The 12,237-nt window shown below is 44.7% G+C and carries 10 protein-coding genes and 1 pseudogene; 7 read left to right on the top strand and 4 right to left on the bottom strand.

What is annotated here, in order from left to right; genetic code table 11:
• Positions 1-124 precede the first annotated feature (124 nt).
• The 7 genes and pseudogenes from CDZ87_RS14560 to CDZ87_RS14530 all read left to right on the top strand — a co-directional run bounded on the left by CDZ87_RS14560 (position 125) and on the right by CDZ87_RS14530 (position 9,342).
• Positions 125-1,510, top strand: a complete 1,386-nt coding sequence (locus CDZ87_RS14560; RefSeq protein ID WP_100754190.1) for an ATP-binding protein — start codon at positions 125-127, stop codon at positions 1,508-1,510.
• Entirely contained in the window at positions 1,507-2,157 is a 651-nt protein-coding gene (locus CDZ87_RS14555; protein ID WP_100754189.1) for a response regulator transcription factor, read from the top strand. The genes CDZ87_RS14560 and CDZ87_RS14555 overlap by 4 nt, the downstream gene beginning before the upstream one ends.
• A complete protein-coding gene (locus CDZ87_RS14550) occupies positions 2,154-2,990 on the top strand; it encodes a DUF2861 family protein (RefSeq protein ID WP_100754188.1) in 837 nt (278 codons plus the stop codon). Before CDZ87_RS14555 ends, CDZ87_RS14550 begins: the two co-directional genes overlap by 4 nt.
• A gap of 145 nt (positions 2,991-3,135) precedes the next feature.
• Entirely contained in the window at positions 3,136-4,281 is a 1,146-nt protein-coding gene (locus tag CDZ87_RS14545) for a glycoside hydrolase family 5 protein (protein WP_216639388.1), read from the top strand.
• A 329-nt stretch (positions 4,282-4,610) separates the two neighbouring features.
• Positions 4,611-4,865 (top strand): annotated as a pseudogene (locus CDZ87_RS17365) (TetR/AcrR family transcriptional regulator); the annotation flags it as partial.
• A 65-nt stretch (positions 4,866-4,930) separates the two neighbouring features.
• Complete coding sequence (locus CDZ87_RS14535) at positions 4,931-6,244, top strand: efflux RND transporter periplasmic adaptor subunit (RefSeq protein WP_100754186.1); 1,314 nt, start codon at positions 4,931-4,933, stop codon at positions 6,242-6,244.
• Complete coding sequence (locus CDZ87_RS14530) at positions 6,241-9,342, top strand: efflux RND transporter permease subunit (RefSeq protein ID WP_100754185.1); 3,102 nt, start codon at positions 6,241-6,243, stop codon at positions 9,340-9,342. Before CDZ87_RS14535 ends, CDZ87_RS14530 begins: the two co-directional genes overlap by 4 nt.
• On the opposite strand, the gene CDZ87_RS14525 is transcribed toward CDZ87_RS14530, so the two are convergent.
• The 4 genes from CDZ87_RS14525 to CDZ87_RS14510 all read right to left on the bottom strand — a co-directional run bounded on the left by CDZ87_RS14525 (position 9,339) and on the right by CDZ87_RS14510 (position 12,141).
• A complete protein-coding gene (locus tag CDZ87_RS14525; RefSeq protein WP_172953594.1) occupies positions 9,339-9,491 on the bottom strand; it encodes a hypothetical protein in 153 nt (50 codons plus the stop codon). The two genes, CDZ87_RS14530 and CDZ87_RS14525, sit on opposite strands and share 4 nt — an antisense overlap.
• Before the next feature lie 105 nt (positions 9,492-9,596).
• Positions 9,597-10,205, bottom strand: coding sequence for a DUF6198 family protein (locus CDZ87_RS14520; RefSeq protein WP_100754184.1), 609 nt, complete (start codon positions 10,203-10,205; stop codon positions 9,597-9,599).
• Positions 10,206-10,325: 120 nt separating this feature from the next.
• Positions 10,326-11,726: a diguanylate cyclase domain-containing protein gene (locus tag CDZ87_RS14515; RefSeq protein ID WP_100754183.1), complete on the bottom strand. Its 1,401-nt coding sequence runs from the start codon at positions 11,724-11,726 to the stop codon at positions 10,326-10,328.
• A gap of 4 nt (positions 11,727-11,730) precedes the next feature.
• Positions 11,731-12,141: a substrate-binding domain-containing protein gene (locus tag CDZ87_RS14510; RefSeq protein WP_245834728.1), complete on the bottom strand. Its 411-nt coding sequence runs from the start codon at positions 12,139-12,141 to the stop codon at positions 11,731-11,733.
• Positions 12,142-12,237 lie beyond the last annotated feature (96 nt).

Genomic DNA, 12,237 nt, shown 5'->3' with positions numbered 1-12,237 from the left:
CCTCTCTGTTTATATCAACAACCACTGCAAAGTTATTAATCACCATTTGTTGACCGTGAGGTTACAAATACTCAGAAATAGTCACTACTCTATATCAATAGATCACTGCTTACTTATGATATTGATGAATTATCGCAACTTACATGTTTTCCTTACATTACTTGTCTCGCTTCAAGCCCAGGCATCTTCATTACAAGAGCAGTGGCAAAGACTTTATCAGCAGAGTTGGGACAGCAGTGCATTAACGATTGCTCAGGCTCAGTTATCCCAATACCCTCAGCAACTACTGCTTTCCACCAGCGATTTTGCTGACTTAACCCACTACTCATGGCAAGAAATTGTGTCCCTTTATCAAGTCACTCAGGACTGCATGGCACCAAGCCCGATTCCAATCCATCTTGCTAAAGCGATAGAATTTGAACTGGCTTTGTGCCGTCAACAACCGTTAAAGCCGATTTGGTTTAACAATCCTCCGTTACTTCACCCAGCTGGTGGTAGTTTCGCAGACCGCTACCTAGATAGCTTCATCAGCCAAAGCCAATTGCAGACTGCTGCAGCTCAGCTTAGCTCGACATTAAGCGCAAACCATCCACAGCATCCACTTTATGCTGTTTTTAAGCCGCTTTCGTTGACCGGTCGTGACGCATTGATTGGCGGGTATCGTGCTTGGTTTGAAAATGGCTTGTTATGGCTCAATGGTGAGCAAGGTTGGAAACGTGTGCCTCGATCGACTTGGCAGCCCATTGCCGAAGCGCTGGGAATTACCTTAGACGCTCGCCAGTGTAGCTATCGATATAGTAATGTATGCGTATCGTTTAAGGAAACTTTTGCCGATCTCAGTACTTTGGTCTTAACCGCCTTCTCACTCTTATTGCTGTTCATGTTGCTCAGAGTCGGCTATTTAAAGCGGCAGCAAAATAAAAGTCGTCGCTTTATATTACAACTTCTTACCCATGAACTGCGTACACCCATTGCAAGTTTAGGCTTAACGACCGAGATATTTCGAGATCAGTTTGACCAGTTTGATGATCTTACTCAGCGCGCATTTTGGCGCTTAACGGAAGATTATCAACGCTTATCTCAACTGACAGAAAACAGTAAGGCATACTTGTGTGATAACAGCCAAACCTTTACCCAACGTGCATGGTTGAGCGAATGGCTCGAGCAAGTCTCGGCTCAGCATGGTATTTCCTATCAACTAGAGCAAGACAAATCGCTAGACCTACCCTATTACTGGCTTGGTGTGTGCCTGAACAACCTTATTCTCAACGCCATTCACCACGGTGCTCGGCCAATACTCATTGATGTGACCAGTACTGATTCGCTGCGTATTACGGTCAGCGATCAAGGGCAATTTCCATCTCGCTATCAACGCTGTTTTCACCGTAAGTCGACCAACAGTAACATGGGTATTGGATTGCAAATTGTAAAACACCTAATGCAAAAAATGGGCGGGCGATTAATTATTACCACCCACCCAACAAGAATCACTTTGGAGTTACCACTTTGAGTTCATTATTAATTATTGAAGATGATTTGTTGTTAGGCGAAGGACTCAATCGCTTTCTCACCAATCAAGGCTATCAATGTACTTGGCTAACAACTATCAATGACATCGATAAGCATTGGTACAGCGCAGACTTAGTCATTCTTGACCGTCAATTACCTGATGGTGATAGCCTTAGACACCTATCGACATGGTTAAGCCTCAAAGCACTGCCCGTGATTGTTCTGACAGCGAAAGTTGAAGTCGAGCAGCGGGTTGAAGGACTAATGAGCGGTGCGCGCGATTACATCACTAAACCGTTCGCGAATGAAGAGTTACTTGCTCGAATACTGAACCAGCTTCGCCCGATCGGTGCGAACACCCTTAACTACCGTTCCCTGGTTGTTGATATTTCAAGTCGCAGTGTGTCGGTTGGAGATATTCCGATCACGCTGAAACCGAAAGAGTTTCAATTATTAGTTCTATTACTCAACCACCAAGGTCGAGTCTTTCATCGTGACGAGCTACTCAATAAGGTTTGGGGCTATCAAGCTTTCCCAACCACACGCACCGTAGACAATCACATTTTGCGATTACGTCAAGCAATGCCATGTTTAGAGATAGAAACGCATCGTGGCGTAGGTTATCGTTTACGTAAGGAATCATCATGAAAAGTGTCCTCACGTTATGCTTATTACTGCAATTATCTGCAATTGCAGTTGCAACACCCACACAAGATTGGTTTAAAAACACTCCTTTAAAAGATAGCTTGCAAGCGCTACTCTCCCATCAGACTCAGCAGGCTTGGCAAGAACTGGTTATTGCCGTGGAGCAAACTCCAGTCACCGCGAATTACTGGCAACCTCTCAAGCTAGAAATTCTCCGTCAAACGGATTGTGGCCATCAGCTTACGGATCCAAGTAATAGTGCTTTTCCGCCATTCACCCTCTCACTGATCAGTCGCACTGGACAAACAAGTAGCGGATACCAAATAAAATTGTCGATTGAAGACTCACGCCAAAGTGGGCCATTTTCACTGAACACTGCCAATGGTGAAACCTTAATCAGTGGCACTTTAAACGCCATTGATTATTATCAAGAATGGGAAATTAGTGAACTTTTCACCAAACCATCACCTGGAGTCTATCGATTAAATTTTCGCAATCAACAAATGTTGTTGCTCGTTTCTGATTACAATACATCTACTTGGCTAACCCGAAGTGATAATAATCAAAAGCGTCTAACACTTGCTCTACCACGTGGTAATCAGTTGTGCCTTCCCGCCTCAGTTATGTTGCAATGGTTTGACAAGCAATACCAACAAGTCGGTGACAGGTTGCCGTTATTGGCCACAGAACAATATGTTGATTTACCTAAATCCAGCGATCGACAAGGCGCACAATACCTGAGTGCTTCAGCGTTACTATTTGAATACCAAGCAATGATCAAAGTGGAATACATACATCGTATGTCCTTGCCCACTCCTCAATCGACGTTCAAATGAGACACAAGGGTGACAATCGATAATTAGGGGCGTTGCATAATCGACTTACCATCACTACTGGAACTAAATGACGATGATTTGTAAAAAACCACACGTTCAAAAGCACCTCATACAATGGTTTGTAATGACTTTAGTGGCACTCTTAATGACGATAACCAAAGTGAACGCCGCCGATCTGATCCACTTTTGGGATAACCCACAACATGGTGCCAATATCTTCAACCGTTTACCTGCCAATGCGAACGTATATCCTGATCTTAAAGCTTATAACGCGACTTGGATTCGACTCACTTATGACAAATGGCCAACGAAAAACCGAGATTTTTTACTCGGCAATGCTGACGATTATCGAGGCTTGGTTGCAGACGATCTTGCATTACTTAAACAAGAGATAGCAAGTGCGGGTCAAGCCGGACTTAAGGTCGTCGTAGCACCACTGTCTTTGCCGCTATACCGGTGGTCACAAAACAATGGAAATCAATTTGATAGTCGCTTATTTGACTCAAAGAAAAACTGGCAGGTGGCGATTCAATTTTGGACAGAACTAGCGAGCACTTTAAAAGACAGCCCTTATATCGCAGCGTATAACATCATTAATGAACCTACCCCCGAAAAAACCGCTGGCTTAACTGAGCACGCCAGCCAACAAAAAATGTCGGCTTGGTATAAAACAGTCAAGGGTGGAAGTCGCGATCTACCACTATTTTATCAAACCATTATCAAAGCTATTCGTAGTGTCGATGCTGATACACCGATCATGCTTGATGCTGGTTGGTATGCGGCTGCAGATAGCTTTGGTTATTGGTCTGCCCCTATGGCTGATGATAAAGTACTATATAGCTTTCATATGTATGAACCCTATCAAGCCACCAGCGGACCAAACTTACGTCGTGAACGCCCCTACGTGTACCCTGGCCAAGTTCCATTTACTGAAGACAGCGTTGAAGTTTGGAACAAGCTGCGTGTCGAGCAGTACCTCAATTTACCCATAGAATGGGCAAAAAAACACCAAGTCCCCCTTAAGCGTCTCGTCGCCGGTGAATTTGGCTGCGTGAGAAAAATGAACAGTTGTGCAACCTACTTAGACGACGTTATTTCAACACTCGACAAAAATAATCTCCATTGGGCATTTTACAGTTTTCGCGAAGATACTTGGGATGCGATGAATTATGAACTTGGTGAAAAAGGCAGTGTAGGTTGGGATTACTGGAAAGCCGAACAAAACGGCACACCCGATCCGACCCACTATTCTTCGTCGCCGTTATTCTCGGTTATTCAGCAGAGGTTGTAGCCCGAATTTACCATTAATGAAAGTTATCTTTCCATTTTTACTATTTAACCACTCGTGACAAAAGTGTTACTTTAAGCAGCATTGGTTACACTGATATAAACTTCCTTTAAAGATCGAAGTGCGTTGATAACAGTTAAGATAAGGATATTGGACCAACAATCTCCAAACAATCATAAAGAATTGTTGCCCATACGGTTGCCCACTGTATGGGTTTTTCTTTTTTGAGCGTCACATTTTTACCACACACTAGAAATTAATCATTTGGAAATATCGATTAATTTATGTCGTATCACACCGCTCAAGCGCACACTATAATTAACCATCGATTAATATTTGAGAGCAATACCTTGAATCGCAAAGTAGGTCGCCCCAGCAAACCAGTTGATGTCAGACAAGCGCTTATTCACCACGCTCGCGAACTCTTCATGGTCATGGCCTATGAAAAGGTTTCCATCCGTTTGATCGCGAATCGAGCCGAGGTCAATGCCGCCATGATTCGCTATTACTTTGGCAGCAAAGAAGGATTATTTGAAACTATGCTGCGTGAAACCTTAGCACCGATGAAGCGCCAGATGCAATTGCTTGAACACAATATTAAATTAATGACCCATGGATTTCTTCAAACCGGCGACAACCAGGAATAGTCACGATGAAAATAAATAAAAAGCTACTGTTTTTCCCCGCCGTCACTATTGGTGTTGTGGTTTTACTCACTGCTGTCGCATTAAAACCGGATCTACCCGTTAAGCCAGCTAGCGATCGCGCTCGGTTAGTTGAGACCATACCGCTGAATTTACGCACCATCGCACCAGTCGCAATTGGCTTTGGTAAAATCACGCCAAAAATTGAGTGGAAAGCCATCGCCGAGGTGAGCGGAAAGGTGGTTTACCGTCACCCTGAATTAGAAAAAGGTCAGGTACTGAAAGCAGGCACCGAGATCTTACGCATTGACCCCCTAGACTATGAGCTTAAGCTAGTTCAGGCTCAGGCAGACTTGACCTCGGCGCAAACGTCTGTAGCAAAGTTGAGCCAAGAAGAGAGCAATCTTAAACTGACCTTAGAGATTGAACGCAATCGACTTGAGATCGCAAACAAAGAACTGGAACGAAAGCTCAACCTGCACAAGAAAGGGCTCAACTCACAATCGGATGTCGATCAACAACAACAAAGCGCATTATCACAACGCAAGTTGGTCCAAGAGATTGAAAACCAAATCGCCTTGCTTCCTGATGAAAAACGGGTTGCCCAAGCACTCGTAAAAGTGAATACCTCCAAAGTCGATGAGGCAAAGCGCTCATTAAGCAAAACCATTATTACTCTGCCCTATGATCTGCGTATCGCGTCTGTCGATATTGAGCAAGATCAGGTGGTTAATCTTCAACAAGCCATGGTCAGTGCGCATGGAATGGCGATCATGGAAGTCGAAGCACAGCTCTCTATTCATGATATGCAAACCCTCGCGTCAAGTTTGGGTGAAATTCGTCGCGATGAGTCTGGCATTCCCCGACCTGACATGAATTTTATTAACGCCAGTATTGATTTAAGCAGCGGTAACTTACACGCAACCTGGCCGGCGAAAGTAAGCCGTATTAGTGAAACGGTAGACCCCAATCAAGCCACCGCAGGCGTAATTTTAGAAATCGCCCAGGATTATCGCTATCTTGATCCGACCAGTGCACCACCGCTCATGAATGGTATGTTCGTTCGCGTCACTATCGAAGGTCAAGCCAATCCAAGCTGGGTGATCCCTGAACGTGCTTTGCATGGCGACACTATTTATCTGATGGACGCGGACAACCGCCTCGTATTCAAATCTGTTGAGGTGTTATATCGCCGAGACAATAACGTGATCATTGACGGTGAGTTAGAGCAAGGGGATAAGCTAATTATCAATGACTTGTTGCCCGCAATTGAAGGTATGTCACTAAAAGAAACGACCGACAACGGGGAGTCCCCGCAATGATTCGATTCTTCGCAAAACACCCGACCGCCGCTAACCTGCTGATGCTTGGGCTATTGCTACTAGGGGTCACCTCGCTAGCTAATATTAAACGCGAAACCTTTCCAGCATTTGATCCCCCATACATTATGGCGGGCGTGGTCTACCCCGGCGCTTCACCACAAGAGGTCGAAGAAAGTATTTGTGTACGCATGGAAGATGCCGTCGATGGCTTGGCGAATATTGAAGAGACGCAATGTGAAGCCACTGAAGGTTCTGCTCGCCTGATCCTCAAACTTAATCAGCAAGCAGACATCGGTCGCATGCTGGTCGATGTGCAAACACAAATTAATTCGATCAGCGATTTTCCCCAAGAGATTGAATCACCAATTGTACAAGAGCTTGACTGGAATGAACCTGTGGTCGATGTTGCGATTACCGCCGAAACCACTTGGCCTGAATTAAAAGCATACGCAGAGCAGCTTAAGCAGACGTTAAAGTTAGACTATGACGTATCACTGGTGAGTGTTACAGGGTTTTCCGATCATCAATTTAGTGTTGAGCTTGACTCGCAAGCCATGCGCCAACTTGGCTTGAGTGTCGGAGACATCGCCGACCAAATCGGACGACAGAACATTAAATTACCCAGCGGTAATGTTGAAACGCCAGACAAAAATTTCCTTATTCGCTTTGATGAACGTCGTATCACTCCACAGCAACTCGAAACTATCGTGGTAGCGTCTGGTGCTAACGGTTCATTGATTCGCTTAAAAGATATCGCCACTATCACCGACCGCTTCGAACTTGATGAGCAGAAAGTATTGTTTGATGGACACCCATCGGCACTGCTCAAAGTGAGTAAGAACAAAGAAGATGATGCACTCAGAATTAAAGAGCGCGTCGAACAGTTTGTTAACGACCAACAAGCACTGGCGCCAATGGGAGTCAAACTAGAACTGACCAACGATTTATCATCAGTGCTCTGGGATCGCTTAACTATGATGGTTCGTAATGGTTGGCAAGGGATCATCTTGGTGTTTGCCACCATGTGGTTATTCTTTTCGCTGCGCTACTCGTTTTGGGTGGCGGCAGGTCTGCCGGTAGCTTTTCTTGGCGGTCTATTTTTAATGGCGCAGCTTGGCCTTTCGATCAATATTATGTCGTTGGTTGGCTTACTGATGGCTATCGGGATCATGATGGATGATGCCATTGTGATCGCCGAATCTATCGCCGCCCACCTCGACCGCGGTGAAGAGATCGATGACGCAGTCGTAAAGGGCGTAAAAAAAGTGCTTCCGGGTGTGATTTCCTCGTTTCTTACCACAGTTTGTATTTTTGGCAGCTTGTTATTTTTAGAAGGCGAGATGGGGGCGGTGCTCAAAGCCGTTCCCCAAGTATTAATACTGGTGTTAACGTTGAGCTTGGTCGAAGCCTTTTTAATTCTACCAAATCACTTATCTCACTCATTACACAAACAAAAAAGCGACAAACCGACAGCGAAATTCAAGCAAAAATTACTCGATAAATTTGAGTACTTTCGCAACACCACCTTAGTCAATGGCGTTGAACGAGTGGTTGAGTTTCGTTATGCGTTTTTAGGCAGTGTTGTCGCTCTGTTGTTTATCTCTATCGCAACGATTGCTGGCGGCTTGCTAAAGTTTCAACCCTTTCCCGAACTGGATGGTGACATCGCAGAGGCTAGAATTATCCTCCCGCCAGGCTCATCGTTATCGCAAACAGAAGCTGCCGTTAATAAGATCGTCTTATCGGCAACCGAGCTTGGCCGAGAGTGGTCAGCAAGGGTTGAAAATGGCACACCGCTCATTCAACACATCACCAGTCAATTCAACACTAACGCGGATGCCAACGAATCGGGCCCACACATTGCAACCGTCAGGCTTGATCTGCTCGGCGCAGAAAGCCGCAACACTTTGGTTGATGAATTTATTACAGCGTGGCGCAATGACGTGGGTGAATTAGCCGACCCAATCTCATTGGTATTTAAACAACCGACAATGGGCCCTGGCGGTCGTGCGATCGAGATTCGAGCTAAACATCATGATCTTGATCAACTCAAGGCCGCTTCTATCGATATCCAACAATACCTTAATCAGTTCGATGGTGTTCACGGAATCTTGGATGATATGCGAATGGGTAAAGAGGAAGTGTTGGTTAAATTGCGCCCAGGCGCAGAGAGTTATGGCGTCAACGGACAGATGATTGCCAGTCAGCTTCGGGCGGCATTCTTTGGTCAAACCGCAGACGAAATACAAGTCGGCATTGAAAACATCACCATTGATGTCCGCCTAGATAAGATCCAAGCTGGCGATCTACAACAACTGGCTAACTTCCCTATTATTATGACAAGTGGCAGCCAGATTCCACTGGCGACCATCGCAACATTGAGCTTTCAACGTAACTACGTGCGAATTCAACGGATAGATGGATTACGTACCATTAGCGTTTTCGGCGATATCGACAACAGTAAAGCCAACTCCACCGCGATTATTGCTCAATTTCAACGTGAAGAGGCGCCCAAACTTCTCGCCAAATACCCAGGGTTACGTTTTGATTTTGAAGGTGAAGCAAAAGACACCGCAGAAACGGGCGCTTCAATGGGCAAAGGCTTTTTGTTAGGCCTATTTGGTGTCTTTGCTATTTTGAGTTACCAATTCAGAAGTTACCTAGAGCCAGTGGTGGTTATGCTTGCCATCCCGCTCGCCTTTATCGGCGTAGTTTGGGGACATATTTTGCTCGGACATTCGCTGAGCATGCCGAGTATGATGGGGTTTGTCTCACTCGCCGGGATCGTCGTCAACGACTCGATATTGTTAGTTCAGTACATCCGCCATCACGTTGATGAGGGAGACAGCGTACATGACTCTGTCGTCAAAGCCAGCCGCGAACGTTTTCGAGCGGTGTTTTTGACATCAATGACAACCGCAGCAGGTTTATTGCCACTGCTGACTGAAACCAGTTTGCAGGCACAAGTAATTCAACCACTGGTCATCTCGATCGTGTTTGGCATCTTCGCCTCGACACTGCTGGTGCTGTTTATGATCCCAGCCGCGTACGCCGTGCTGGCCGATTTTGGCTTAGTCCATAAGCATCAAGAGATTTAAATCAAATACAAACAAGGTACCAACACCAATTTTAACAAGGTGGTGAACAACACTGTAAAACCAAGAGCGACTGAAATGGGGATGACGAAACGTGCTTGCGGGATGGTTTCAAACATAATCGGCAACACACCAACAAAGGTCGTAATCATGCTCAGATCAAGACCAAACCAATAGTGGCCGTAAATGGCTTAATGCCACTCGCTTAAGAGCGAGTGGCATTATAGCGATGCTAAGCCTTTTCAAACTATGGCCGCTTACGCCGCGGACGGCTTGGGTTGATAGCGGCCTGGTTTATGATTCATGGCCAAAATTAAATTCGTTACCACAGCGCCCATCACCGATAGCAAAATCAGTGAAAGATCAACGATGAACAGTGATAACACCACGATGGTACAATCGAGCGCCATTTGAACCTTACCCGCTCGAATACCGAAACGTTCTTGAAGGAACAAGGCCAGAATATTAAAACCACCTAAACTCATCTTATGGCGGAAAATAACCAACATTCCAATCCCGATCAGCCCACCACCAATCAGTGCCGCATAGAAAGTATTAATACGGGCGATTTCAATCACGTGGTGAAGATGATCGACAGCGAACGAAACGATCGACACCGCGATAAAGGTATTAATGGTAAAACGCCAACCCATACGAGCCACAGAAAGAAGGTAAAATGGCAAATTCAAAGCAAAAAAGATCTGACCGAAACTAAAGCTGCTGACCTTAGTGAGGAAAATCGCTAGGCCGGCGGTTCCACCTGTCAATAACCCCGCTTTGTTAAAAAATATCACGCCCAGTGAAACTAAGGCACTACCCAACAATAACGCGAGTAAGTTTTCGCGCATACTATGTTCTTTATCCATTTTAGGCTTCCTATCCCTTAACGACTCACCAAAAAGGGTGAATCAAACCCGGATAAGATGTCTATTATTGACATTGATGTCGAGAGTGAGATCGAAATGGCAAGTTAACAACAGTGTTAACTAATATTTACACTTTTGTGAGCCAGCGCCAGTTTGTTCGTGTTTATTTAACGAAATACTGACCACATTAGCCTCACCTTCGTCATCTTCAAGTGGAGAACCTTGACCTTGATGAATCTGATTGCGTGTCTTAGCACAGTACATCGCTTCATCAGCAATACTCATTAATATGTCTTTGTTTTTACTGTCATCCGGATAACGGCTAATACCAACACTGACACTAACCTGCAAATATCGCTCGTTATAATAGATGGGTTGATTGACCAATTTTTTTATCTGTACGACCTTCTGCTTAACAACATCGAAACTGGTCAGCAGATCTAAACAGATTACAAACTCATCTCCCCCTAAGCGACCAACAAAATCAGATTCACGAATGCAATCGATTAACCGCTTAGCAACAGTCGTCAAGACCATATCGCCTGCATTGTGTCCATAAGTATCGTTAACCTGTTTAAAGTCATTCAAATCGAGGAACAGCAACGCCAATTTTCGCTCAGTACGATTGGCTTTAATCAATGCGCTCTCTAGCTGTTTATCAAACGCTCTGCGGTTCATCAAATTAGTTAAAGGATCGTGTTCAGACAAAAATAGTAATTGCTGCTGTTTTTTATGTAACTGCATGGTCTGACGCTTAACCTCTTCTTCTAACTCTTGCTTAGTAACCGTCGACTGACGTAAAGAGGCGGTCATTTGATTAAAGAATCTCGATATCACTCTGAATTCACTGTCCATTTTGACATTTTCTACTTTGGTATCTAGTTGCCCACTTGCTAAGTCGAGGATCGCTCTCTTCATTGCATCCGCCCCCGCTCTAAATCTAAACAGGATCAACCAAGCGACCCCACTGACCAGTAAAGAACAGGCAATTAACCATACCGCGGCCGTGCTCATTACGTTTTGTAAATTGATGGTATTCTTGTTAAGCACCTGCCTATGAATATAGGCGAGTTCTTCGGTCATATTCTGCATAATCATGTTATAGCGAGATTGCAGCAGTGCTCGAGTATCTAAAACCGTTTGTATTGCTGGGCTAGTATCATTGAAATTGGTAAAAAACAACGCCTTCTCTTGGCCAAGAAGATTACTCAAACTGCCATTCATTCGCTGTAAGTTATCTAATTGGATGTGTTTATTTTTGTAGGCCGTAAACTTAGTCGCTAGGTCCGCCTGTGCAAACTCGACCTGATTTAAACTCGGCTGATCTCGAAACTGCATAAATGCCCATAGTTGGCTACGTAATAAATCGACACTAAGCTGCAGATCAATCACTTGATCTAAATTGGTCTTGGTTGCTTTATGCTCGGCATGAATTTTAATAAACGACACCACAATAAAAAGCGTCAGTAACATCGTGGTTGTCGACAGAACAAACATCTTCTTAAACATCGAGTCAAGCATGACGTCATTTCCTTTCTGCTAACATTTGTTGATATGGGGATGAGTAAAGCACTTGCCTAAAATCTGGAGGAGACTTACTGACCAAACCGCTATTTATCGCCCAGCGCGCTTGCAATTGTAGGTTTGATAACAGTGAGTTACCTAGCGATAGGCGAAAAACATAGTCGTCCCAAGACCAGTCAATCTGATCTACAGGCACCTCAAGTCGTTGCGACACTAGCATGATGGCTTGCTGTGGGTGCGTTTTAATCCAATCGATAGCTACTTGGAGTGCCTGCAGTAAACGAACGGGTTCATCCCCTGCAAATTCAAGATGAGAAGGTCGAGAAATAAGGTTAAACGAGAGCTGATAGACTCCATTGATACCCAAATTGTGCACTTCCGCTACTGAAAGTAAGTCAGTTTGGTAACCCATTGGCTCCCAAGCGGAAATAGCGTCAACTCGATATGAGAGTAATACCAATTTAATTATTTAATTGGTCAAGTCGGTCCAACTTCGGTAGCACATAGA

The sequence above is a fragment of the Vibrio salilacus genome (genome assembly GCF_002811245.1).
GTDB classification, from domain to species: Bacteria; Pseudomonadota; Gammaproteobacteria; order Enterobacterales; family Vibrionaceae; genus Vibrio; species Vibrio salilacus.
The sequence above is the reverse complement of the archived record's forward strand: the minus strand, read 5'-3'. Positions and strand labels throughout refer to the sequence as shown.